The organism is Bacillus sp. ISL-4 (assembly GCF_018613275.1).
Taxonomy (GTDB): Bacteria; Bacillota; Bacilli; order Bacillales; family DSM-1321; genus Peribacillus; species Peribacillus simplex_E.
In genome coordinates this window covers 179,962-205,028 of sequence record NZ_JAGGQN010000001.1, presented here as the reverse complement: position 1 = coordinate 205,028, position 25,067 = coordinate 179,962, and the positions used below count along the sequence as shown (strand labels likewise).

The following is a 25,067-nucleotide window of genomic DNA, read 5'->3' as shown; positions in this document are numbered from 1 at the left end:
AGAATGAAATAATGAAAAGAGGATTGAAATTAACGGATATATTAGTCACGATCGTGATTGCGGTAGCATTTGGAATCGTTTATATCCTTTGGGGTTCGATTTACTATTCCGTTAAACCATTAGGATTACATCTGGATCAACTTATTTATGGAATGTGGTTTATAGCTGGCCCCGTCGCCTTTTTAATTTTAAGGAAACCGGGTGTGGCACTTTTGGCGGAGATTGCTGCAGCTTCCGGGGAATTCTTTCTAGGTTCTCCTTGGGGCCTGACCGTACTGTTATATGGTGTGGTCCAAGGTTTGTTCGCGGAACTGGTGTTCATGGCGTTCAAATATAAAAAATTCAATATGTCGGTGGCTGTTTTAGCTGCGGTAGCTTCATGCCTTGCATCAGTACTAATGGATTTTGCATACGGGGAAATAGGTGCACTTTCTGCTTGGAATCTTTTGTTGTTCATGATAGCGAGGTTTATGGGTTCCATATTCTTTGCAGGTGTGACTGCCTATTATCTAGTCAAAGTTCTGGAAGCAACAGGAGTAACCAATCTTGTTCGTCCGGTTACAAGTAAAGATTATGCAGAACTGGATCAAAAGTAGAGGTTGAGGGCCATGGAACCAATCGTTTCAGTTGAGAAGTTAAGGATGAAATTTCCCGGTGATGAATCTTTGATATTCAAGGATCTATCCTTATCGTTTGATAAAGGAGAAAAAGTGTTATTGTTGGGGCCATCAGGATGTGGTAAATCCACACTTTTGCAAGTGTTAAGCGGATTGATTCCGAATTCCATCGAAGTACCGATGAAAGCTGAGAAATTGAAATGCCCTTCTTCATGGGGATATGTTTTTCAAGACCCTGATAGTCAGTTTTGCATGCCATTTGCCGATGAGGAAATTGCCTTCGTACTTGAGAATCTTTCCGTCCCTAGAGAAGAAATGAAAGAGAAAATCCAAAATCATATCCGTAATGTAGGATTGAACCTAGGCCATACAAGTATAGAAACATTATCAGGCGGGATGAAGCAGCGTCTGGCAATTGCTTCAGTATTGGCCCTTGAACCAGAAGTGATATTTTTAGATGAACCGACCGCCATGCTTGATCCGGAAGGAACAAAAGAAATTTGGGACTTATTGAAGGAAGTCGGACGAGACAAAACGGTTATTATCGTCGAGCATAAAATTGACCATGTTTTAGAATTCATCGAACGAATCGTGCTTTTTAACGATGAAGGTCAAATCATGGCTGATGGTCCAAGAGACACCATTCTTTCACTATATAAAAATGAAATGAAAGAACATGGAATTTGGTTCCCTGGTGTTTGGGATGAATATATACAGAAGTATGCACCCATTCGTGAACAATTTACAGATGGTTCACTCCTTATGCATGTGCAAGGATTTAGCGGTTTTCGGAATAAAGAGGGAAAAATCAAGGTTGAAGAGCTGAAGGTTCATTCAGGGGAATGGATTGTAATCAGGGGAGAAAATGGCGCGGGGAAGAGTACTCTGTTGCATGCACTGATGCAGTTCATAAAAACGAATGGTAAGTATGAATTAATGGGGACCCCCATTAAAAGGGTGAAAAACCCAACGGATCATATGACGTTTGTCTTTCAAAATCCTGAGTTTCAGTTCGTTGCCAATACTGTATATGAAGAGATTGCTTATTCATTGCGAATTGACAAAAGGCCGCAACAAGAAATAGATGAGAGAGTCCGCACATTGCTTAAAGTGTTCCGCCTTGAGGAACATCGGGATAAACATCCGTTTCAATTATCAATGGGTCAAAAGCGTCGCTTAAGCGTAGCTGCTTCAATCGTAATAGACAAAAAAATCATTCTCCTGGATGAGCCAACCTTTGGCCAAGATTCGAAAAATACCTTTGCTTTACTGGAATGGTTTGAGGAATATCGAAGGCGCGGAATAACAGTGATCATGGTAACTCATGACGATCAAATTTCAAAAAACTTTGCAACCAGGATCTGGACGGTTAAGGACGGAAACGTAATAAGTGATGAAAACATTGCACAGGCCGGATTATTGGAGACTAAAGTTTTATCACTTTAAAAGGAGTGTCATGTAGATGAATGTTTCAAATGCAGAAACATGGCTCCATAGAATTAATCCAAGCCTTAAACTTGGTGTACTGATTGTGTTATGCATCGTGGCGTTATTCATTCATGACCTGAATTATATGATGAATATGACCATTGGCGTATTACTTTTATTTTTGTTTTTTACCGGGCATTCGATAAAACGAATCTTACTTTTGTCGATTCCCTTTTGTTTCATTTTTATATCCACCTCTTCTGCAATGATATTATTCGGGCAAGGTGAGACGCTTTGGTTTGAGTGGGGCCTAATATCGATTACGGAAGAAAGTTTCATGAGGGGATTACTGGTGGGCTTTCGGGCTTTGTTCTTTGCGGCCCTTGGTTTAACTTTTTCCTTAACGACGAGGCCAGTGAACTTGTTTTATTCGTTAATGCAGCAAGTTAAGCTTAAACCGAAATATGCCTATAGTTTCATGGCGGCATTAAGGCTGATCCCCATCATGATGGAGGAGTTCCAAACGATACGAAACGCGATGAAGGTACGCGGTTTCGAAAGAGGAAAAGGGATAAGATCGGTATATTTTAAAATGAAAGCCTATTCCATCCCATTGTTATCCGGAAGCATCAGACGTGCTCACCGAATCGCGGTTGCGATGGAGGCAAAGCGATTTACAGACACTCGGGATCGAACATACTATTATGAATTTGGGTTTTCAAAAAAGGATCATGGTTTCATTTTGTATTTTATCATCCTGCTGTTGGCTGGCTTTTATCTATCGATTCAATTCCCGTTAGTATCTATTTGATTTTTTTGAGATTGTAACTTTACTAGTTAGGGGTTCTTAGTATGAATGCACATGAATTGCATATTATTTCTACTGGGAAACAGCCAATTGAAAAGTTTGTGGAGATAGCTTCAAACATTCAGGAACATGTTGATTTCTTTTATCTAAGGGAAAAGCAAATGAGTGCATCGGAACTCTATCGAGCAGTGACCCTATTAAATGATAATAAGATTCCGCTTTCTAAGATCGTCATTAATGACCGGGTGGATGTAGCCTGGGTACACAAAGTATTTGGTGTGCAATTGGCTTTTCATAGTTTAGATGCGGGAGTCGTAAAAGGAGCTTTTCCAGGGATGAATGTTGGCTGTTCGATCCATTCCATGGATGAAGCGAAAACTGCATTCAGCAAAGGGGCCAATTCCGCGATTTATGGACATATTTTTGAAACGGATTCAAAAATCGGACTTCCTCCTAAGGGAGTAAAGGAGCTTCATGCAATCACAAGAAATGTCAATCTTCCGATAATTGCGATAGGCGGAATAACACCTTTCAATTGCCAAGTCGTTCTTGATGCGGGGGCACGCGGAATTGCCGTCATGTCAGGTGTGCTTGAAGCTGAAAATCCGATTAAAGCCGTTAAAGAATATTCGAAGGCTTTGGGAAAGGAGACATAAGATGAATTCCATATATGATGCAATCATTGTTGGGGGAGGAGTAATAGGTGGATCCATCGCTTTTCAATTAGCCAAACGAGGTAAAAAGGTCCTCTTATTGGAAAAAGATAGACTCGCCAGTAAAGCATCCAGTGCTGCAGCCGGGATGTTAGGGGCACAATCCGAGTTGGATGCTGATGACCCACTTTTTACATTGGCAAGCCGAAGCAGGGGGATGTTTCCTGCACTGGCGGAAGAATTAAAAGACATAAGTGGAATAGACATCGAATTAGTGAACAAGGGCATGTTTAAGGTGGCGCTAACGAATGATCAGGTAGCCGAGTTGAAGAACATGATCAGAGTCCAGCAAGATGCGGGACTTGAGGCTGAATGGCTATCGACTGCCGAAATAAGGAAAACGGAACCGCTTCTATCAGATGAGATTAAGGGAGCCATGTTCATTCCGAAGGATGGACAAGTTTCAGCCACTAGGCTGTCGCTCGCTTTTACTGAATCTGCAGCTGCCCTTGGTGTAGATATAAAGGAATTTGTCCATGTCTCCGATTTAGTTACGGAAAACGGATGTGTGACTGGAGTGGACACGAACATAGGTAGATTTTCAAGTGAAAATGTCATCGTAGCAGCTGGGGCTTGGAGTGCTTTCCTCCTTGAAAAATCAGGGATGAGACTCGACAGTTATCCAGTAAAGGGTGAGTGCTTTTCCGTCCTGACCGATCGTCCATTGCTTGAAAAGACAATCTTCTCACATGGCTGTTATCTTGTGCCTAAAGTTGGCGGAAGAATCATTGTCGGGGCAACGGTTAAAGCGAACACTTTCGATCAAAAGGTAAGTCTTGACGGGATTGCTACGTTAATAGAAAAGGCAACGCAATTGCTTCCGGCGATTAAAGGAACCGAATTGGAAAAGACATGGGCAGGTATACGCCCCCAAACAGGGGACGGATTGCCGTACTTTGGTGAACATCCAGCATGCAAAGGACTTTTCATTGCAACGGGGCACTACAGGAATGGCATCCTGCTTTCTCCAATTACAGGTGTACTTATAGCTGATCTTTTAGAAAGGAAGACAAATGCAGAATGGTCCGCTTTTCGATTGGATCGTTCGATACAGACCCTTTTTTCTTAATGGAGGTGGATGAATTGGAATTGATTATTAACGGGGAAAAAATACGGATTCCTGCTGATGAATCAACAGTTACAGGGCTTTTGCAACACTTTGATTTACATCAAAAAGTGGTGATTGTTGAATTGAATGATGAAATATTAGCAAAAGAAAGTCTAAGTGAAACACTTTTGTCAAATGGAGACAAGGTAGAGATTGTACATTTTGTGGGAGGCGGATGATATGTTAAAGATAGGTTCTTATGAATTTTCTTCAAGATTGTTATTAGGTACCGGAAAGTATCCAAACTTCGATGTTCAAAAGCAATCAGTGGAGGTTTCGGAGACGGAAATATTAACATTTGCGGTCCGGAGAATGAATATTTTTGAAGCCAGTCAGCCCAATTTTTTAGAAAAGCTTGATTTGAAAAAATACACACTCCTTCCCAATACAGCAGGAGCTAAAACTGCCAAGGAAGCAGTGCGCATAGCCCATCTTGCAAAGGCATCTGGCTTATGTGACATGATTAAGGTAGAAGTCATTGGCTGTCAAAAAACACTGCTGCCGGATCCGATTGAAACCTTAAAAGCTGCTGAAGAATTAGTGAAACTGGGATTCACCGTATTACCCTATACTTCGGATGATGTGTTGCTCGCTAAGCGCCTGGAAGAAGTGGGGTGCCATGCAATCATGCCTGGAGCTTCACCAATTGGCTCTGGTCAAGGCATAATAAACCCACTGAACTTACGATTCATCATGGAACAATCAGAGGTTCCAGTAATTGTCGATGCAGGGATTGGAACACCCTCCGATGCGGCAATCGCCATGGAATTAGGGGCGGATGGCGTATTGCTTAACACTGCTGTTTCCGGCGCAAAAGACCCCGTCAAAATGGCGAAAGCAATGAAACTTGCCATTGAGGCAGGTCGGTTAGGGTATGAAGCAGGAAGAATCGCAAAAAATGATTACGCGATAGCAAGCAGCCCAGTTGAAGGATTGAGCATTGGATGAATGAACGTTATTCGCGTCAAGAACTTTTTGGCCCTATAGGGGAAGAAGGGCAATTGAAAATTCGCAAAAAACACGTTTTGGTGATTGGAGCGGGTGCTCTCGGTACGGGAAGTGCAGAAGGTCTTGTACGAGCAGGAATTGGGAAACTCACCATTGTGGACAGAGATTATGTAGAGTGGAGCAACCTTCAAAGACAACAGCTTTATTGTGAAGATGATGCACAAAAAAGAATACCGAAAGCAGTGGCAGCGAAAAATCGTTTGAATGCGCTAAATTCGGACGTTATCGTAAAATCGCATGTGGCGGATGTTTCGGTTGATGAACTGGCGAAGCTTGTTGAAGGCGTGGATTTAATATTGGATGCCACAGATAATTTCGATACGAGGATGCTTATAAACGATACTGCGCAAAAATATAAAATACCTTGGATTTACGGGGCCTGTGTAGGGAGTTATGGGATAAGTTACACGGTGATCCCAGAGGCGACCCCATGTTTGAATTGTTTGCTGGAAACGGTTCCAATGGGGGGACTGACATGTGATACGGCGGGAATCATCAGCCCTACTGTTCAAATGGTCGTTGCCCATCAACTGGCTGAAGCATTGAAAATCCTTGTGGAAGATTTTGAATCACTAAGAAACAAAATCGTTTCGTTTGATCTTTGGAAAAATGAACATTCATCCATAAATGTAGGGCAATTAAAAAAAGATACTTGTTTGTCATGCGGGTCAAATCGAACGTACCCCCATCTCTCCTATTCAAATCGAACGAAAACAGCCGTTTTATGCGGAAGGGATTCTGTCCAGATTCGGCCGGCGATGAATCTTGAAAGAGACTTAGCGGAACTCGAAAAAAATCTTCTCGCACAAGGTGGTAGGATCGTTAGGAATCCTTATTTACTTTCATTTACGGTCGGAACCCATCGGTTGGTCGTTTTTAAAGATGGGCGGGCGTTGATTCATGGAACAAAAGATATTGCCGAAGCAAAAACGTTATATCATCGTTATATTGGCTGAAATGTAATAATGGAATGACAAAAACTTAAAAGGTTAAAATCAGTGGCCATTATAATAGGAAGGAATCGGAAATTCCTTTTGTGACATATTTGCTTAACGAACATAAAACGAAAGCGGTGTCTGCCTTTTCTGGGCGGCACCGCTTTGTTTTGGAACGTTTATTTAAGCAGCCTACATATCATGACTGCTATTATGCTTCTGACGGGAGTGCTGTCGGTTTTTCACCTTATGAGAACCGCTTAACGGTGCAGGTTGACCTGGGTTATTTCCTTTAGGTGCATTTTTTCGAATATCTTTACCATCGTTTTTGTTCATGTGCGATCCCTCCTATCTCTTAAGATAATCAGTCCGAGAAATTTTATTCACATACATATATTTGCAAACGTCGTACATGCTATGGATGGACACTAATTAAGGAGCTGAACCAAATGCAGGATAAACAAGATAAGCGAAGGTCTTTCCAGGAAGCCCAGCAAAGTTATCAACAAGTATTTGATGTATACTCATCCATTGAGAAGAACGCACCGAATTACGGAACGGAATTGAACCATGTGAAGCAGGAAGTGAACGAGGCCTATCAGCAAATACGATCTGCTTTAGTCACCGCTTCCGAACATCAGAAAGAACAATTGAAAAAATTCGAACAGGATATTCAGGCAATCGTCAATGAGGTCAATTCAGAGGACTATTGAGTGACAGGTTCCATCATCGTGAGTTCATGCGCTTTACTTGTGCGTTTCCTGATTTTAGAATGGAATAGGCTTTTTGAAAAAAATGCAGTACATCTGCCATTTCAAAAAGCCTATCCTATTTAAAGCCTAGGAATGAGGGAAATCATTGGTTTTTCTTTCTTTTTTTATTATTTTGCCTTTGCATTTCCGATAATGGCGGTTCATTTCCCAGTTCATCATTGTATCCTGCTCCATTACCTTGCGCTTTTGCAGCATTCATACCTGGTATAACATGATTTGCCTTTTGTTTTGTCATTTCGACACCTCCACCCATAGAATGCGATAATGTTGAATGATTATGTATGAAGTGCTAATATGTTTTGCCGGAATAATTTACCAGGCTGCAAATTGGGGTATTTTCAATAAAATGCACATCAGCAAGGCTTCCTAAATGCACTTTAATATGTGGGGAATTTTTTTCTATAAGAGAAACTTATCAAAAACAATAACTTTCTTGTTATTTACTTATACTCATTTCTATATTAGTATTAAGTTGAAGGAAGAGTTAGGGTGGGAGAAGAGAGAGAAAATTCGACAAACTAACTTTTTTATTTATATTTATAGTAAACATGGTTTCAGTGAACCAGGTTTTACTTTTATGTGCAGAATAAGTTCTGACAGTTTAATAGGGGGTAATATTCATGACGAAAAATGACGTATACCAAGCGCGTAAGTCCTTTGAAATTGAAGGGCAACGCTACAACTACTACAGCCTAGACGCTATTGAAAAAGCAGGGGATGGCAAAGTATCACGCCTTCCATATTCCATTAAAGTATTACTTGAAGCGGTACTTCGCCAAGTGGACGGAAGAGTAATCACAAAAGAACACGTTGCGAACCTTGCTAAATGGGGAACAAGCGATCAACAAGATATAGATGTTCCGTTCAAGCCATCACGTGTAATCCTACAAGATTTCACTGGTGTTCCAGTTGTTGTTGACTTAGCTTCTTTACGTAATGCTTTCGCAGCACTTGGTGGAGATCCTGACAAAATCAACCCGGAAATCCCGGTTGACCTTGTAATTGACCACTCTGTACAAGTTGATAAAGCAGGTACAATGGATTCCCTTGATGCCAATATGGATCTTGAATTCGAACGTAATGCAGAGCGTTACCAGTTCCTAAGCTGGGCTCAAAAATCATTCAACAACTATCGTGCAGTTCCACCGGCAACTGGTATCGTTCACCAAGTTAACCTAGAGTACCTTGCAAACGTGGTTCATGCTGTTGAAACTCCAAACGGCGACTTCGAAGTATTCCCTGATTCTGTTTTCGGTACAGATTCACATACTACAATGATCAACGGTATTGGTGTTCTTGGTTGGGGTGTCGGCGGTATCGAAGCAGAAGCAGGCATGCTTGGACAGCCATCTTACTTCCCAGTTCCAAAAGTGGTTGGTGTTAAACTGACTGGCGAACTTCCTAAAGGTACAACGGCTACTGACCTTGCATTGAAAGTAACACAAGTTCTTCGTGCACACGGCGTAGTTGGTAAATTCGTTGAGTTCTACGGCCCAGGAGTAGGATACCTTCCACTTGCTGACCGTGCAACAATCGCTAACATGGCTCCTGAATACGGTGCTACAGTTGGTTTCTTCCCTGTTGATGCAGAAGCGATCGATTACATGCGCTTAACAGGCCGTGATGAAAAACAAATTAAAGTGGTTGAATCATACTGCAAAGAAAATGGATTGTTCTACTCTCCTGAAAACGAAGATCCAGCATACAATGATGTTGTGGAAATCGACCTTTCAGCAATTGAACCAAACCTTTCAGGCCCTAAACGCCCGCAAGATTTGATTCCACTTTCTGAAATGAAAAAATCTTTCCATGACGCTATCAATGCACCTATGGGCAACCAAGGTTTCGGCATGGACAATTCTGAATTGGATAAAGAAGTAACTGTTAAATTTGCCGATGGTAAAGAAACGGTAATGAAAACAGGTGCGATTGCAATTGCTGCAATCACAAGCTGTACGAACACTTCTAACCCATATGTAATGCTTGGAGCGGGTCTTATTGCTAAAAAAGCAGTTGAAAAAGGCTTAACTGTTCCAGATTATGTTAAAACATCATTGGCACCAGGTTCTAAAGTTGTTACTGGTTACCTTCGTGATGCTGGTCTTCAACCATACCTTGACCAATTAGGATTCAACGTAGTTGGTTACGGTTGTACTACATGTATCGGTAACTCAGGTCCATTGGCTGACGAAATCGAAGCAGCTGTTGCTGAAGCAGATCTTCTGGTAACATCAGTACTTTCAGGTAACCGTAACTTTGAAGGACGTATTCACCCACTTGTGAAAGCAAACTATCTTGCTTCTCCTACTTTGGTTGTTGCTTACGCTCTTGCTGGAACTGTGGACTTTGATTTAAACAACGATTCACTTGGTAAAGACAAAGATGGTAACGATGTATACCTTGCTGACATCTGGCCATCACAAGAAGAAGTTAACGCTGCTGTTAAAGCAACAGTTACACCTGAGTTATTCCGTAAAGAATACGAAACGGTATTCAACGATAACAAACGTTGGAACGAAATCCAAACTAGCAACGAAGCGATTTATGCTTTCGATTCTAAATCAACTTACATTCAAAATCCTCCATTCTTTGAAGGATTATCACCAGAACCTGGTTCAGTTAACCCACTTTCCGGTTTGCGTGTAGTTGGTAAATTCGGTGACTCAGTTACAACTGACCACATTTCTCCTGCAGGTGCAATCGGTAAAGATACACCAGCTGGTATCTACCTTCGTGAAAACGGTGTGAAACCACGTGACTTTAACTCTTACGGTTCTCGTCGTGGTAACCATGAAGCGATGATGCGCGGAACGTTCGCAAACATCCGTATCCGTAACCAAGTTGCTCCAGGTACAGAAGGTGGATACACAACTTACTGGCCAACAGGCGATGTAATGGCTATCTATGATGCTTGTATGAAATATAAAGCTGATGGAACTGGTCTTGCAGTCATCGCTGGTAAAGACTATGGTATGGGAAGCTCTCGTGACTGGGCTGCGAAAGGTACTAACCTTCTTGGCATCAAAACAGTCATCGCTGAAAGCTTTGAACGTATTCACCGTTCTAACCTTGCATTAATGGGTGTTCTTCCACTTCAATTCAAAGAAGGCGAAAACGCTGAAACGCTTGGATTGACTGGTAAAGAAGCGATTGCAGTTAAAATCGACGAAACAGTTAAACCTCGTGATATCGTAACAGTTACAGCTACTGATGAAGCTGGAAACGTAAAAGAATTTGATGTGCTTGTTCGCTTCGATTCCGAAATCGAAATCGACTACTACCGTCACGGTGGTATCCTTCAAATGGTATTACGTAATAAATTAAAAGGCTAATTTCAGCTTTTAGAAAGCGGTAAACCTACTTGTCAGGTTTACCGCTTTTTTTTGTGTCAAGTTTATGAAACAAAGCGATATCATGATATGATTTGAAGGAATTACACTTTTCCGGATGTCCTTTTATTGTTAAGATGGAATAGGGAAGTTGTTCTATTTCTGGAAATGGACTAATATTTTTATTGTAATGGGACTAGGAGGACGAGTATGCTTAAAAAAATTATTGCTTCGGTGGCCTTACTGTCACTTATTACGGTAGCGATCGTGCAGGCGATGGATAATGAATCAAAGGGAAATGACGAAAAAGATGCTTTGGGCGGATTGAAAATTGGAGCTAAAGCTCCGAATTTCTCCCTGAAAACTTTGGATGGGAAACAAGTTGAACTATCTGATTATAAGGGTAAAAAGGTAATGCTGAATTTTTGGGCAACGTGGTGTCCGCCTTGCAAGAAGGAAATGCCGGATATGGAGAAATATGCACAGCAAGCTGGTGATGATGTCGTCGTTCTAGCCGTCAATATTGACCCCGAAAACGATGTACAAGCATTTGTAGAGGATAATGGAATTACTTTTACAATTCCGCTGGACAGTCAAAGTGCCAAGAATCCAGTGAATGAGCGTTACAAGATTCTTAGCATACCAACAACTTACTTCATCGACAAAGAAGGCATTATCAGGAATAAGGTAATTTCAGCCATGCAACTTAAAGATATGGAACGAAATATAAATAGTATGCAGTAGGGGAACCTTTATGAGGTTCCATCAGTATTGAAGAAATTAGCGTCACTTGGCAGACAGCCGGCGGTAAGGGAGCGGATATTCTTAAAAACAACGGGAACGTTTTTTTCAGAACAAAAAGGTAGGTCAATTAGCCTTTCACCGAAATTTGACTACAGTCGAACGGGACCTTTATGAGGTTCCGTTTTATTGTATGTTAACAAAGTTGTCATATTTTAATGAAAAAATCAAAAAATTTAAAAAAATATGGTTAATGTTTATGAAAAAAGGGTTAAAGTATAGAGAGTGGAGAAATGGAACTTTATCGGGTTAAAAATCTGATAATTATGACAATTTTAGGGATGGAAACCATTTAGTCATAATTTTACGTTAATTTGGCAATACTGAATAGTATATTAAAATAAGTAGGTGAAAAGCATGAAAAAAAGAAAAAGGACATTTGAAGAATTAATTAAAGAAAACAAAAGGGAATTATTGATGGACGTTAAACAAATGGAAAGACTTGAAGAACGTCTTGAAAAAAAACATATGCAAAAAGCTGAATAAGTTTTGCAAAAAATATATTAAAAAGAGCCAGTACCATGAAGGTCCCTTCAAAGTGCTGGCTCTTTTTTATGGCTTTTTTCAAAAACTGGCATTCATGAATTTCCTCTTTTTTATCCATGATAAGAGAAGGAGGCGATAAAATGGGTAATCCAAAAAAAGATTCCAAACACTTTAGACCGAGCCATCTAGGGACACAACCAATAGCAGCGGGTGGGAATAACGGTAAGAAAATGCAGGACAAATCCGGCAAACATGCTCAGGTCATCCAAACTAAAGGCGAGTAATCCTTAATAAAAAAGTCGTAATAATATTATGTAAACAAAAAAACATGAGGTGAAATTAATGGGCTCTTATAAACACAATCAGGATAACCGTTTGGATAATGTTGAAAAAATTCAGGATGCGATTCAAAATACAGAAGAAAACATAACCGCTGCAAATGAAACGTTATCATTCTCTTCAGGTGTGGAGAAACAGGCAATTGAGGCCAAAAATGACCGAAGAAGAAAGAGCATTGAAGGAATGAAGGAAGAAATGCAAGATGAGCAAGAAGCACGGGAAAGCGGTTATAGAAACGATAATATTTAAACAACTAAGTAAAGGGGAGAAAGAGGCGCAAAATCTTTCTCCCCTTTAATTTTGGTTTTTCATGGCAGGGAAGCAGTCAATCAAGACAGCTTAAATGAAATTTGCACATTTGATATGGTAGAATGTTTATTGCAATAGAAATGAAAGTGGGGAAACAAAATGTTCATAGCTGAAAACGAAATTGAAGTGCGGTATGCAGAGACAGATCAAATGGGTGTTGTTTACCATGCGAATTATTTTATATGGATGGAATTAGGCAGGACAAAATTGATAAATGATTTAGGGTTTTATTATGCTGATATGGAAGCGGATGGCATCCTCTCACCTGTTATGGATATTCAGGCTTCGTATAAAACCCCTGTTAGATATGGTGATAAGGTAAAAGTTAAAACCTGGATTGAAAAGTATGACGGCTTACGGGTCATTTATGGGTATGAGATCGTTAATGGGAAAAATGAAGTGGCGGCTACAGGTCATTCTTCTCACGTTTGCGTTAAAAAGGAGAGCTTCCGCCCGATATCCATTAAACGCATGTATCCTGAATGGCATGAGGCCTATGAGAAAAATAAAAAGCAGGATGAATTGGTTTAATTATATTTAATGAGGTGATCAAGAAATGGCTTTTGGAATTAAACGGGGTGACATAGTAGCCTGGAAGCAGAAAATCGATCAAGGCCAAATAGCTTTTTTAACTCATTATTGGCTAGATGACCGATTTCCAGGCTGTAAGACGGTTACAAAAGTGGGATGCAAAGATTTACTGCGTTTATCGGAGTGGGGTAAGAAATACGGGCTTAAAAAAGAGTGGATTCACCACAGGAAGGATGGCTATTCTCATTTCGATCTTTTAGGGGACAAGCAAGCGGAAATTTTAAGGGCGGAACATATAAAAGAGCGCCTGCTCGATTGAACAAGAAAAAACAGCAGTTAACACCGCTGCTTTATTGTCAGGCACTCTTTTCATAGTGGAATTCTGGTTCAGTCAGTTTTTCATTAAAAGTAATGAGTAAATCGTGATCATCAAAGTACCATAAATCCTTTTCTTCTACATAAAAATTAATCTCATTCATAGTTGTAACTGCTGCTGCTGTTTCAGGTTCTTCTTGCATGATACCTAATGAAAAGCCGCTTTGGACGGTACTATGCCCGCCATATCTTACATAAAAGCGCAAATGAGAGCCTTCTTGAAGCCCTAGCTCATCAATATACCACTTGGCTGCTTGATCGGAAATGGTCAGTTTCATACTAATTCTCCTTCCTAGAGGTTCGTTATTTAAGTATAAAGTAATTATGAAGTAGATGCGAATAATGTGCGTTTAAGAAAGGAAACAACCATGGATATTATATATAATATTTGTTTCATAACTCGAAAAAAATCCAACGAAGTTGAAGTGCTGATGCTATTTCGCCAAAAGAATCCGAATAGGCATAAATGGAATGGTATAGGCGGGAAAATAGAACAAGGTGAAACCATCGATGAATCGATGGAACGGGAAATTCTTGAAGAAACTGGATTGAAGGTACGGGCGATGGCCTTTCGAGGAATCGTAACATGGAATCAAACGGGCGGAATGTATGTTTACAGAGCTGAAGATGCAGGGGGCGGACTATCTGCCTGTGATGAAGGGGAACTTGCCTGGAAGCCATATAAATGGGTTTTGGAGTCAAATGAAGTTGTGTCCAACATAAAGTATTATCTAAAAGATATATTACAGGATGAACCACCACTAGAATTTGCCTGTACCTATGAAAATGAACACTTAATATCAGTCAAAAAGAAGCCATTGCCTGATTTCGCAAAAGAATTGATCTTCACCAATTAAAAACCTCCCAAGTGCGGTTTTTTTTTGCCTATTTTGATTCCTAGAATATTCGGGGAATTGGTATATTTAATGGGGTAAGCAAGATTCTGAAAATTATAAAGCTAAAAACAAAATACCATCTGGAGATGCTGATTTGCGGAAACGGAGCTGTTAAAAGGGAGTACGGAGAGGGTGCTGCTTTCATTTTTGGCTCAAAAGGATATGTATGGGTATGAGATGATCGTTATTACATTATAAAAGAAGGCATGCTATATCCAGCTTTAAAAAGGCTGGAAGAGAAAGAGTATTTAGATAGTTACCGGAAGGATTCCTTAGAAGGACTGAAAAGGAAATATTTATGCGGCGAAATTGGGTTTTGCTCAGTTTCAAGATCAATGGGCAGAATGGAACTCCTTTCAAGATATACTCCGTAAGGTTGTTTCGCACACATATGAGTGCGCACAAAAATAGCTGCAGATTCCTGCAGCTATTTTGTATTTTCTTTTGCTTCTGCCTCGGCAAGCTTTCTCAGCAAGACGGGTGTAGGCAGATGCATGATTTGCTCTAAAGGCAAGTTTAGTGACTTGGATAACTTTAATGCGGTTTCCGGTGATATTTGCAATGGCTTCATGGCACTTTCTCCTAACGATATTTAATAACTAGTTACAGTGTAGCCTCTGTTCTTCTATTATTCAATCCTTACTTGACCATTTCTCCATTAAACGAAATCCATACTATCCCTTTCATGGGAAGTTAATGTGGAAATGGTCTAGGTCCTTTTACCTTGGTGAAAAAATTAAAATGAGGCTGGGATAAAATATATGTAGTCCAAATGGATTGTATATTTTAAATGTGATTTGTTTTTTTGATTAAATGGATATATAGACACATGTCAAGCTGATGGGATATCTTGGCCATATGTGAGTTACAAAATCAGGGGGAGATGGGGATTTTCAAGAAAGCAAAGCCGGAAAACCAATTTGGTTTCAAAAAGCAAAAGAAACAGAGGGCTTATCGTAATGGATTTGCGGTTGTGGCGAATAAAGTCAGGAATCTTGCTGAACAGACTAAAAATCAATAACTGAAATAGATGCAATCGTACAAACATCAAATCAGGGATTAGTGTCATTCATCCAGGAAATCGGAAATGCCGCTGAAAAGGTTTCGAGGCATGCAGAATGGAAAATAGGCCCATGCATACGGGCCTATTTTCACTTGGATATTCGCATGTTCTTACAACCACTTTACCTTCGGTTCAGTTTTATCGATAATCCGCTTGATGTTTGCGCGATGCCGGTAAAAAATGAAGATCGTTATTATACTGATTACAATAATGAGCGGCAAATCTTTAATATGAAAAACTAAACTGTAGATGAGAGCAAGCAGACAAGCAATCATGGATGAAAGCGAGACATATTTGGATATGTATAAGGATATAAAGAAAATGATGACGGCAAAGACAAAAAACCATGGTTCATAAGCAAGAATGACACCAGCAGAAGTTGCCACCGCTTTTCCGCCCCGAAAGTTTGCAAAAATGGGAAACATATGACCGACTACAGCAATAACTCCGGCTAGCAATAAATGCATGTCCACGCCTAGCATATACGGCAGAAAAGTTGCTAGGGTACCCTTAAGTATATCCATGATAGTAACGGTTAGCCCTGCCTTGACACCAAGTGTCCTGAAGGTATTTGTCCCGCCCAGATTTTTACTGCCATGCTCCCGGATGTCGATTTTGTAAAATGTTTTACCAATTATTAAACCGGAAGGAATCGAACCGATCAGGTAGGCAGCCAGTATAGTGATAAATGTAAGCATTCTATTACCCTTTCTTTAAGAAAAATCTTCTTTTTTTATCACGTTTAAGGGTCGATTGTTCCCTTTTTCAAAAATAAACGTGTAGAAATAGCTAAAAACAGCCTTTAAATACCTGTTAAGCTTCTCTTATTGTAACATTTTCGTGACAAAATGGTACGGCTGTCCAAAAAAAATCCATTAAAAAAATGAATTTTCCTTGATGAACTTACATCTTTTGATATACGTTAAGTTCATGAAGGGTGAAAGGTTTAGCCTTCCTTATTTTCGTCAATATAAAATGAAGGATGCCTCCTTGTATAAATTGTTACAATACGTGGTAGTCTGTATGAACATAAGGTAGTTAATTGAGTCATGCCTTTTCGAAACTTTTTCTTTCTTGTATAATGGTTTTTCTTAATAATGGTAATAAACAGCTTTTGTCTGTAAAATACCTTTGTTAGGAATACTCTTTAGTCAAATATTACATTTTATTATAAAGGGGATTGAAAAGAATGATAGAAAATCCAAGCAGGGAAGAAATGGGAAAGATGTTGAAAAAATCGAAGCGCATTGCTGTCGTTGGTTTATCTAATAACCCTGAGCGTACTTCTTATATGGTATCGAAGGCCATGCAGGAAAGCGGATACGAAATCATCCCGGTAAACCCTGCTATATCTGAAGTGCTGGGTGTCAAGGCAGTTAAAGCCCTGAAAGATATTGAAGGGCACGTCGATATCGTCAATGTTTTCCGCCGTTCAGAGTTCCTTCCGGAGATAGCCAAGGAATTTGCAGAAATCGATGCAGATATCTTTTGGGCGCAGCTAGGGGTGGAAAATGAAGAAGCCTATAATTTTTTGAAAGAAAAAGGATATACTGTCATCATGAATCGATGCATAAAAGTCGAACACGCCCTTACAAAGTAAAATGAAGAGCGGAACTTCCGTTCTTTTTTTTAGGCATCGCTGTATCTCAACCGGAGAGAAACTAAAAGGAAGCCATAGCGGGCATTGAGCGGTCGGGCAAATTTAGGCCATTAAAGCTTAATTTAATTAAAATAATAAAAGTATATTTGCCAAATGAAAATTTACCGCTACAATTAGAATGGTAGCTATGATACGTTTTGTTCCACACAAATGTGCAAACGCTAATAAAAAGGACAAAAAAATAGAACACTTGTTCTTTGTCCGTGAAAGTATTATACTTTTTAATATGATATTAACGAATTAATGGATTTGTTAAGCTAGTGAGTCATTTCATTGCAGTATGATTTGGCCCGGAAATTGTGTTTAGTAAGGAAAGGGGAATTTCTGTGGCAAAGAAAGTAAAAACAATCGAGTACAATGATGATGCAATTCAGGTACTGGAAGGGCTCGAAGCGGTCAGAAAACGTCCCGGTATGTATATCGGCAGTACTGATGCACGCGGACTTCATCATTTAGTGTACGAGATTGTAGATAACTCCGTAGATGAGGCTTTAGCGGGATATGGAGACCAAATTAGTGTGAAAATACATAAAGATAACAGTGTAAGTGTGTCTGATAAAGGGCGTGGAATGCCTATTGGCATGCATAAATTAGGTAAACCGACGCCTGAAGTCATTTTGACGATTCTTCATGCTGGAGGTAAATTTGGACAAGGCGGATATAAAACGAGTGGAGGCCTTCATGGAGTAGGTGCTTCAGTCGTTAACGCGTTGTCTGAATGGCTTGTCGTGACGATCAAAAGGGACGGGTTCATTTACGAACAACGTTTTTTCAATGGCGGAAAGCCAGAAACCACACTGGAGAAAATCGGTAAAACCAATCAAGCTGGGACCAAAATCCACTTCAAGCCCGATCCAAAAATATTTTCGGTGACGACTTATAATTATGATATCCTATGTGAGCGTCTTCGCGAATCGGCTTTTCTTTTAAAAGGCATGAAGATAGAATTGACGGATGAGCGTAACGACCATAATGAAATTTTTCACTATGAAAATGGAATTGAAGCGTTTGTTGATTATTTAAATGAAGAAAAAGAGACCCTTCATAGTGTAGTCAGCCTGGAAGGGGAACAAAATGGGATAGAGGTCGAACTCGCCTTTCAATTCAACGACGGTTATTCAGAAAATATTTTAAGTTTTGTAAATAACGTTCGTACAAAAGACGGAGGCACCCATGAGATAGGTGCAAAAACGGCCATGACACGGGCATTTAATGATTATGCCAGAAAAATGGGGCTATTAAAGGAAAAAGATAAAAACCTCGAAGGTACCGATATACGTGAAGGCTTGTCTTCAATCATTTCAGTACGTATCCCTGAAGAACTTCTTCAATTCGAAGGACAAACCAAGAGCAAGCTTGGAACCAGTGAAGCCCGTTCTGCAGTCGATTCCATCGTATCAGAGCACTTAGCCTACTTTTTTGAAGAAGATCCAACCACGAGTACCCTATTGGTTAAAAAAGCGATTAAAGCCTTCCAAGCAAGGGAAGCGGCACGCAAAGCTCGTGAAGACGCAAGAAGCGGGAAGAAACGGAAAAAATCCGATGCCATCCTTTCTGGCAAATTAACACCAGCTCAATCGAAAAATCCCGAAAGGAATGAATTGTATCTTGTAGAAGGGGACTCTGCTGGGGGATCCGCTAAACAAGGGCGGGATCGCCGTTTCCAAGCAGTGCTGCCATTACGGGGTAAAGTTATCAACACGGAAAAGGCAAAACTTGCGGATATTTTTAAAAATGAGGAAATAAATACGATCATCCATGCCATCGGCGGAGGTGTCGGGGCGGAGTTCAACACGCCGGACACTAACTATGATAAAGTGATCATCATGACTGATGCCGATACGGATGGGGCCCATATCCAAGTGCTGCTGCTGACTTTCTTTTATCGCTATATGAAGCCGTTAATAGAGTCAGGAAAAGTTTACATTGCCTTGCCCCCTTTATATAAAGTGAGCAAAGGGACCGGGAAGAAAGAAGTCATTGAATATGCTTGGAGTGACGAAGAACTTCAGGGAGCGATAGACAAGGTGGGGAAAGGCTATATGATTCAGCGCTATAAAGGGCTGGGTGAGATGAATGCCGATCAATTATGGGATACCACCATGAACCCGGAAACAAGGACATTGATACGTGTGAAGATCGATGATGGTGCCCGTGCAGAAAGACGTGTGACAACGTTGATGGGAGATAAGGTTGAACCGCGTCGTAAGTGGATTGAAGCCAATGTCGCTTTTGGTCTCGAAGAGGAATCGAATATTTTAGATAATGAAAATATGTCGATTGAAGAGGAGGTCATTAACGATGGTATTTGAAGAAAAGTTTCGAGATTTGCCGCTTGAAGAGGTAATTGGTGACCGCTTCGGGCGTTATAGTAAATATATTATCCAAGATCGGGCACTTCCAGATGCTAGGGACGGTTTAAAACCGGTGCAGCGCAGGATATTGTATGCGATGCATGTCGAAGGAAATACTCAGGAAAAAGGGTTTAGGAAATCCGCAAAAACGGTCGGTAATGTAATTGGTAACTATCACCCTCACGGAGATTCATCCGTTTATGAGGCAATGGTTCGGATGAGCCAAGACTGGAAGCTGCGGAAGGTCATGGTCCAAATGCACGGAAACAATGGCAGTATCGATGGTGATCCGCCTGCTGCGATGCGGTATACGGAAGCAAGGCTTTCATCGATTGCCTCCGAGATGCTGCGGGATATAGAAAAAAGGACGGTCGATTTCGTACCGAACTTTGATGATACTTCAGAAGAGCCAATTGTATTGCCTGCAATGTTCCCTAACCTGCTTGTAAATGGCTCTACAGGAATTTCAGCCGGCTATGCCACTGAAATCCCGCCACACCAACTAGGTGAAGTCATTGATGCTGCCATTATGCGAATCGATAAGCCGGATGCGACAGTCGCTGATTTAATGACGGTCATTAAAGGGCCGGATTTTCCTACTGGCGGTATCATTCAAGGAATTGAAGGCATTCGTAAGGCCTATGAAACAGGTAAAGGGAAAATAATCATTCGCGGGTTGGCGGAAGTGGAAACGATTCGGGGCGGCAAGCAGCAAATCGTCATCACTGAAATCCCATATGAAGTCAATAAAGCAAACCTTGTCAAGAAAATGGATGAGTTCCGTCTAGACCGGAAAGTGGAAGGCATCGCCGAAGTAAGGGATGAAACCGACCGTACAGGACTGCGCATTGTCATTGAACTGAAAAAAGAAGCAGATGCAAATGGAGTCCTGCATTATTTATACAAAAATTCCGATCTCCAAATCGCATACAATTTCAATATGGTTGCGATTTATAAAAAACGGCCAACATTGATGAGCCTGCCTAAAATGCTCGATGCATATATCGACCACCGTAAAGAGGTAATCGTGAACCGTTCACGTTATGAGTTGCAAAAGGCACATGACAGGGCACATATCGTCGATGGTTTAGTGAAGGCTTTATCCATATTAGATGAAGTCATCGCTGTCATCCGGGCATCTAAAGACAAACGGAATGCTAAAGATAATCTCATTGCTAAATTCGCTTTTACAGAAGCGCAAGCTGAAGCCATTGTCTCCTTGCAGTTATATAGGCTGACAAATACGGATATTACAGCACTTGAAGCAGAGGCAGCGGAATTGAAGAACAAAATTGAGGAACTGACAAAGATTCTTGGCAGTGAAAAAGTTCTTCTTCAAGTAATTAAAAAAGAACTTCGATTCATTAAAAAGGGCTTTGATGACGGACGGCGTTCCAAAATCGAAAAAGAAATTGAAGAAATCAAAATCAATCTTGAAGTCTTGATTGCGAGTGAAGACGTGATGGTTACCGTGACGAAAGAAGGCTATGTCAAACGGACATCATTACGATCTTATGCAGCATCAGGAGGTCTTGATTTTGGCATGAAGGATTCCGATCGCCTGCTCCAGAGGCTGGAGATGAATACAACAGATGTCCTCTTGCTGTTCACATCCAAAGGGAACTACCTCTACTGTCCAGTTCATCAGCTTCCTGATATTCGCTGGAAGGAAACCGGTCAGCATATCGCAAACATCATTCCAATCGACAGGGAAGAACAAATCATAAAAGCGATTCCTATCAAAGATTTTACCATGCCGGAATTCTTAGTGTTCATCACGAAAAATGGTATGGTGAAAAAGACAGAATTAGCTTCCTATAAAGCCCAGCGCCATTCAAAACCGCTGGTTGGTGTCAATTTAAAAGGTGACGATGAACTGGTCGATGTCCACCATACCGATGGACAGGCTGACCTTTTCCTAGTCACTCATAACGGATACGGTTTATGGTTTGATGAAGAAGAAGTAAGTGTTGTCGGTGTCCGGGCAGCAGGAGTCAAAGGGATTAATTTGAAAGAAGATGACTATGTCATTGGCGGAAAGGTTTTGGCCAAGGATAGTAAAGAATCGATCTTTATCGTTACACAGCGCGGGGCCATAAAGAAAATGAAATTAACCGAGTTTGAAAAAACGAGCCGGGCAAAACGCGGTGTCGTGGTCTTGAGGGAATTGAAATCGAATCCTCATAGGGTCATTGGTTTCGATATTATTAACAAAACCGACAGTCTATTCATTCTTTCTGACAAGGGAACCATTGAAACGATTCATGCCGCTTCATTAAAAAATCATGATCGATATACGAATGGATCATTTGTTTTTGATGAAACGGTTAGTGGAAAAGCAAAAGAATTATGGAAAATATCATTGGAAGATGACTCCGCTAAAGAGCAGTGAATCATTTTTTGAACGGGATGCTGATCATATCAGCATCCCGTTTATTTTTCTATAAATGACTAGTTATATCCCTCCAGAAAATAATCCCCACCTGCCCCGCACTACAAGTTGAGTCCTTTTACGAAAGTAATCGCTCAATTCAAAAATGACTTATTGAGTCAAATTTAAATCCTAGTATTATGAACCTAATATTATTAATAGGACAGCAAATAATTCAATTTTGAATTTTACCATTAATTGAATCTATGTAACATAACGATTTATTTTTGGCACACTCCTTGCATATTGTTTAGTATGACTTCTTTATTTTTTTGAATGAAGAAAGGGGAGGACCAATGGATAGACCTTGGAAAAAGCATATCCCGCAAGGAAATCCAATTGAGATTGATATTCCTGAAATGTCTTTGACAGAACTATTTTATCAATCAGTCGAACAATATTCGAATAAAACAGCGGTTACGTTCATGGGGAAAAGGTATACATATTCAGAGTTGGGGAAGTTAGTGAAAAGATGTGCACGCGTGCTTGCTGATGAGGGTATTAGAAAGGGAGATCGTGTGGCTCTTATGCTTCCCAATTGTCCCCAATATCCAATTGGTTTTTTTGGAACCCTTTTGAATGGAGCCATTGTTGTCCAAATCAATCCTATGTATAAGGCGAACGAATTAATACATGTCCTGAAAGATTCAGGTGCAAGGCACATCATTGTGCTCGACGATTTATTGCCAATAGTTGAAGCTGTTATAGCTGAAACCGATGTTGAAAAGGTGTTGAGCGTGTCGCTGGAAATGGGCAAATGTGAAATGACAAAAAAGCTACTATCTGTAACAGAGGCGGATTTCACTGTGGAGATTGAACCTGCCGAAGATGTCGCCGTTCTCCAATATACAGGAGGAACGACAGGGCGTTCTAAAGGGGCGATGCTAACCCATCGTAATATTGTTGCCAATACGCTGCAAAGTGCAGCCACTTCAAGAATCAATACTCAAAGAGGAAAGGAAAGGGTACTTGGCGTTTCCCCATTATTTCATGTTTACGGCATGACTTCAGGGATGAACCTGACGTTCTATAATGGCGGGGAATTAATTCTTGTATCCCGGTTTCAGGTGTCGGAGATCGTCGATATTATCAATAATCTTAAACCGACCATTTTTCCAGGGGTACCGACGATGTATATTGCTTTATTACAATATTACCAGTCCCATCCATTTGATTTGCATACATTGAAATCTTGCGTTTCGGGATCGTCACCATTGCCATTGAATGTACTGTCAAGATTCAACGAATTGAGTGGAACAAAGATTGCAGAGGGCTATGGCCTGTCCGAGGCGTCACCAGTCACACACCGGAATCCAGTTAGCGGCCTGCAAAAACCCGGAAGTATCGGGATTCCTATACAAAATACCGATGCCGCCATCATTGACAGTATTACAGGGGAGCCAGCCCTCTTGGTTGATACACCAGGCGAATTGGTCATAAAGGGTCCACAGGTAATGAAAGGCTATTGGGGCATGCATGAAGAGACGCGGCAGACGATTCAAAACGGATGGCTGCATACCGGTGATATTGCCAAAATGGATGAAGATGGCTTCTTTTACATTGTGGGACGGAAGAAAGAGATGATCATCGCAGGCGGTTTCAATATTTATCCAATTGAAATTGAAGATATACTATACAGCCATCCTAAGGTTCTGGAAGCTGCCGTCTTTGGCGTTCCCGATCAATATCGCGGTGAAACGGTACATGCTGCGGTAGTTCTTAAACCGAATGAAAGAATAGCTGAAAACGAATTGAAGGATTATTGCCGAAAGCAGCTCGCTGCCTTTAAAGTCCCAAAAGCAATCACATTTGAAAATGAACTTCCGAAGACGGCGGTCGGTAAAATCTTAAAACGCAAACTTCAAGAAAAACATATCGCTTATACGGATAAAATATGAAAGCGTTAACAATAATTCACAGATAAAGGGGAATGCAAATGGACTTTCGCTTAGATGAAGACATCTTGCTATTAAAAGAAAATATACGCCAGTTTATCGAAGAGCAAATCGATCCATTTTCCATGCAGATAGAGGATGAAGATCATATCCCGGAATCCATAATAAATTTATCGAAGGAAATCGGGCTATTCGGACTTAGTATCCCGGAAAGGTATGGCGGGCTCGGAATCGGGATGGTGGGAAAATGTGCTTTATATGAGGAAATCGGCAAAACCCATAATGGATATACCACTCTGATAGGGGCCCACACCGGTATAGGGACGGTAGGAATAGTTGAAATGGGAAATGAAATGCAAAAGGAAAAGTATCTACCAGATATGGCAAGCGGTAATAGAATTGGCGCTTTTGCTTTAACTGAGCCTGCAGCGGGGTCCCATGCAACGAATCTCAAAATGACAGCTGTCAAAAATGGCGATAAATATATTCTAAATGGGACCAAGCATTATATAACGAATGCAGATGTAGCAGATATTTTTACAGTTATGGCCGTAACGGACAAAGATAAAGGGGCGAAAGGAATCACCTCATTCATAGTAGAAAAGGATTTTCCGGGTTTTAGAGTTGGTAGCCTGGAAAGGAAGATGGGTCTTCGAGGCTCACATTCGGCCGAATTGGTTTTTGAAGATTGCGAGGTTCCTGCCGAAAATGTACTGGGGGACGTTGGCCAAGGGTATGTAAATGCATTGAGGATCCTTGCAAATGGCCGCGCAGGCCTTGCTGCCCGTAATTTGGGGTCCTGTCAATACCTGCTTGACCTATCTACTAAATATGCCACAGAACGTGAACAATTCAATGTCCCGATCATTGATCATCAAGCCGTATCCCATATGATTGCCGAGATGGCAATGGAAATAGAAGCACTTCGCTCATTCACATACCGGGTTGCATGGATGGTCGATCAGAATGAAAAAATCATTAAAGAAGCGGCAATGCTTAAATTGTATGGTTCGGAAGTATATAATCGTGTCGCTGATAAGGCCGTTCAGATTCATGGCGGGATGGGATACATGAAGGATTATCCGGTTGAACGTTTCTATCGGGATGCCCGAATCACTAGAATATATGAAGGCACGTCCGAAATCCAAAAAAATATCATTACCGGACAATTGAAGAGAAAATATCAAAACTAGTCTAATTGGAAAGCG

29 protein-coding genes are annotated in these 25,067 nt (G+C 40.7%); 24 read left to right on the top strand and 5 right to left on the bottom strand.

The features are described from left to right. Positions 1–11: 11 nt before the first annotated feature. The 8 genes from J7J00_RS00985 to J7J00_RS00950 are packed head-to-tail and all read left to right on the top strand — an operon-like array spanning position 12 to position 6,638. Positions 12–596: an ECF transporter S component gene (locus tag J7J00_RS00985; RefSeq protein WP_214786668.1), complete on the top strand. Its 585-nt coding sequence runs from the start codon at positions 12–14 to the stop codon at positions 594–596. Positions 597–608: 12 nt separating this feature from the next. Further along, positions 609–2,063, top strand: a complete 1,455-nt coding sequence (locus J7J00_RS00980) for an ABC transporter ATP-binding protein (protein WP_214786666.1) — start codon at positions 609–611, stop codon at positions 2,061–2,063. A 16-nt stretch (positions 2,064–2,079) separates the two neighbouring features. Further along, positions 2,080–2,856 (top strand): energy-coupling factor transporter transmembrane component T family protein, encoded by a 777-nt coding sequence (locus J7J00_RS00975; protein WP_214786664.1) that lies wholly within the window; start codon positions 2,080–2,082, stop codon positions 2,854–2,856. 41 nt (positions 2,857–2,897) lie between these two features. Continuing rightward, entirely contained in the window at positions 2,898–3,509 is a 612-nt protein-coding gene (locus J7J00_RS00970) for a DUF561 domain-containing protein (RefSeq protein WP_214786662.1), read from the top strand. Position 3,510: 1 nt separating this feature from the next. Then, on the top strand, positions 3,511–4,635 hold the full coding sequence (gene thiO, locus J7J00_RS00965) for a glycine oxidase ThiO (protein ID WP_214786660.1): 1,125 nt from the start codon (positions 3,511–3,513) through the stop codon (positions 4,633–4,635). Positions 4,636–4,649: 14 nt separating this feature from the next. Next, entirely contained in the window at positions 4,650–4,853 is a 204-nt protein-coding gene (thiS, locus tag J7J00_RS00960) for a sulfur carrier protein ThiS (protein WP_076371426.1), read from the top strand. Position 4,854: 1 nt separating this feature from the next. After that, a complete protein-coding gene (locus J7J00_RS00955; protein WP_076371424.1) occupies positions 4,855–5,622 on the top strand; it encodes a thiazole synthase in 768 nt (255 codons plus the stop codon). After that, on the top strand, positions 5,619–6,638 hold the full coding sequence (locus J7J00_RS00950; RefSeq protein WP_214786658.1) for a thiazole biosynthesis adenylyltransferase ThiF: 1,020 nt from the start codon (positions 5,619–5,621) through the stop codon (positions 6,636–6,638). The genes J7J00_RS00955 and J7J00_RS00950 overlap by 4 nt, the downstream gene beginning before the upstream one ends. 171 nt (positions 6,639–6,809) lie before the next feature. Here the strand turns inward: J7J00_RS00950 and J7J00_RS00945 are convergent, their stop codons facing one another. After that, entirely contained in the window at positions 6,810–6,953 is a 144-nt protein-coding gene (locus J7J00_RS00945; protein ID WP_083450736.1) for a small acid-soluble spore protein P, read from the bottom strand. A 113-nt stretch (positions 6,954–7,066) separates the two neighbouring features. Here J7J00_RS00945 and J7J00_RS00940 point away from each other — a divergent pair, with 113 nt between their 5' ends. Beyond that, the gene (locus J7J00_RS00940) at positions 7,067–7,330 is read left to right on the top strand and encodes a DUF3235 domain-containing protein (protein ID WP_214786657.1); all 264 of its coding nucleotides are present in this window, start codon (positions 7,067–7,069) and stop codon (positions 7,328–7,330) included. A gap of 142 nt (positions 7,331–7,472) precedes the next feature. On the opposite strand, the gene sspO is transcribed toward J7J00_RS00940, so the two are convergent. Beyond that, complete coding sequence (gene sspO / locus J7J00_RS00935) at positions 7,473–7,625, bottom strand: small acid-soluble spore protein O (RefSeq protein WP_034312428.1); 153 nt, start codon at positions 7,623–7,625, stop codon at positions 7,473–7,475. A gap of 385 nt (positions 7,626–8,010) precedes the next feature. On the opposite strand from sspO, the gene acnA reads away from it, so the two are divergent. The 7 genes from acnA (at position 8,011) to J7J00_RS00900 (ending at position 13,504) form a co-directional block, all read left to right on the top strand. Then, positions 8,011–10,722, top strand: coding sequence for an aconitate hydratase AcnA (acnA, locus tag J7J00_RS00930; protein ID WP_214786655.1), 2,712 nt, complete (start codon positions 8,011–8,013; stop codon positions 10,720–10,722). Positions 10,723–10,929: 207 nt separating this feature from the next. Beyond that, positions 10,930–11,463, top strand: coding sequence for a TlpA disulfide reductase family protein (locus tag J7J00_RS00925; RefSeq protein ID WP_214786653.1), 534 nt, complete (start codon positions 10,930–10,932; stop codon positions 11,461–11,463). Positions 11,464–11,877: 414 nt separating this feature from the next. Next, positions 11,878–12,006 (top strand): FbpB family small basic protein, encoded by a 129-nt coding sequence (locus J7J00_RS00920; protein WP_072272906.1) that lies wholly within the window; start codon positions 11,878–11,880, stop codon positions 12,004–12,006. A 140-nt stretch (positions 12,007–12,146) separates the two neighbouring features. After that, positions 12,147–12,290 (top strand): acid-soluble spore protein N, encoded by a 144-nt coding sequence (locus J7J00_RS00915; protein WP_034312422.1) that lies wholly within the window; start codon positions 12,147–12,149, stop codon positions 12,288–12,290. Positions 12,291–12,348: 58 nt separating this feature from the next. Next, entirely contained in the window at positions 12,349–12,594 is a 246-nt protein-coding gene (tlp, locus tag J7J00_RS00910; RefSeq protein WP_214786650.1) for a small acid-soluble spore protein Tlp, read from the top strand. Between the two features lie 159 nt (positions 12,595–12,753). Further along, positions 12,754–13,185: an acyl-CoA thioesterase gene (locus J7J00_RS00905; RefSeq protein WP_137018482.1), complete on the top strand. Its 432-nt coding sequence runs from the start codon at positions 12,754–12,756 to the stop codon at positions 13,183–13,185. 25 nt (positions 13,186–13,210) lie between these two features. After that, a complete protein-coding gene (locus tag J7J00_RS00900; RefSeq protein ID WP_214786647.1) occupies positions 13,211–13,504 on the top strand; it encodes a hypothetical protein in 294 nt (97 codons plus the stop codon). A gap of 37 nt (positions 13,505–13,541) precedes the next feature. Here the strand turns inward: J7J00_RS00900 and J7J00_RS00895 are convergent, their stop codons facing one another. Continuing rightward, positions 13,542–13,838, bottom strand: coding sequence for a HesB/YadR/YfhF family protein (locus tag J7J00_RS00895; protein WP_098371891.1), 297 nt, complete (start codon positions 13,836–13,838; stop codon positions 13,542–13,544). 90 nt (positions 13,839–13,928) lie between these two features. Between J7J00_RS00895 and J7J00_RS00890 the strand changes: the two genes are divergently transcribed. Both J7J00_RS00890 and J7J00_RS28785 read left to right on the top strand, forming a co-directional pair. Continuing rightward, positions 13,929–14,417: an NUDIX hydrolase gene (locus J7J00_RS00890; protein WP_214786644.1), complete on the top strand. Its 489-nt coding sequence runs from the start codon at positions 13,929–13,931 to the stop codon at positions 14,415–14,417. Positions 14,418–14,662: 245 nt separating this feature from the next. Continuing rightward, positions 14,663–14,830, top strand: coding sequence for a helix-turn-helix transcriptional regulator (locus J7J00_RS28785; RefSeq protein ID WP_214786642.1), 168 nt, complete (start codon positions 14,663–14,665; stop codon positions 14,828–14,830). A 53-nt stretch (positions 14,831–14,883) separates the two neighbouring features. Here the strand turns inward: J7J00_RS28785 and J7J00_RS00880 are convergent, their stop codons facing one another. After that, positions 14,884–15,027, bottom strand: a complete 144-nt coding sequence (locus J7J00_RS00880) for a YycC family protein (protein ID WP_214786640.1) — start codon at positions 15,025–15,027, stop codon at positions 14,884–14,886. 312 nt (positions 15,028–15,339) lie between these two features. Here J7J00_RS00880 and J7J00_RS00875 point away from each other — a divergent pair, with 312 nt between their 5' ends. Next, the gene (locus J7J00_RS00875) at positions 15,340–15,477 is read left to right on the top strand and encodes a hypothetical protein (RefSeq protein ID WP_214786638.1); all 138 of its coding nucleotides are present in this window, start codon (positions 15,340–15,342) and stop codon (positions 15,475–15,477) included. 152 nt (positions 15,478–15,629) lie between these two features. Here the strand turns inward: J7J00_RS00875 and plsY are convergent, their stop codons facing one another. After that, positions 15,630–16,217 carry a glycerol-3-phosphate 1-O-acyltransferase PlsY gene (gene plsY / locus J7J00_RS00870; protein ID WP_214786636.1) on the bottom strand — a complete coding sequence of 196 codons (588 nt, stop codon included), beginning with the start codon at positions 16,215–16,217 and terminating at the stop codon, positions 15,630–15,632. 491 nt (positions 16,218–16,708) lie between these two features. Here plsY and J7J00_RS00865 point away from each other — a divergent pair, with 491 nt between their 5' ends. From J7J00_RS00865 to J7J00_RS00845, 5 genes are all read left to right on the top strand, one after another. Continuing rightward, positions 16,709–17,119: a CoA-binding protein gene (locus tag J7J00_RS00865; RefSeq protein ID WP_098371897.1), complete on the top strand. Its 411-nt coding sequence runs from the start codon at positions 16,709–16,711 to the stop codon at positions 17,117–17,119. 407 nt (positions 17,120–17,526) lie between these two features. Further along, entirely contained in the window at positions 17,527–19,491 is a 1,965-nt protein-coding gene (gene parE / locus J7J00_RS00860) for a DNA topoisomerase IV subunit B (RefSeq protein WP_396020463.1), read from the top strand. Beyond that, the gene (gene parC, locus J7J00_RS00855) at positions 19,481–21,925 is read left to right on the top strand and encodes a DNA topoisomerase IV subunit A (RefSeq protein WP_214786634.1); all 2,445 of its coding nucleotides are present in this window, start codon (positions 19,481–19,483) and stop codon (positions 21,923–21,925) included. Before parE ends, parC begins: the two co-directional genes overlap by 11 nt. Before the next feature lie 335 nt (positions 21,926–22,260). Further along, positions 22,261–23,862 carry a long-chain-fatty-acid--CoA ligase gene (locus J7J00_RS00850; protein ID WP_214786631.1) on the top strand — a complete coding sequence of 534 codons (1,602 nt, stop codon included), beginning with the start codon at positions 22,261–22,263 and terminating at the stop codon, positions 23,860–23,862. A gap of 38 nt (positions 23,863–23,900) precedes the next feature. Then, positions 23,901–25,052, top strand: a complete 1,152-nt coding sequence (locus tag J7J00_RS00845) for an acyl-CoA dehydrogenase family protein (protein WP_214786629.1) — start codon at positions 23,901–23,903, stop codon at positions 25,050–25,052. The last annotated feature ends 15 nt before the right edge of the window (positions 25,053–25,067 follow it).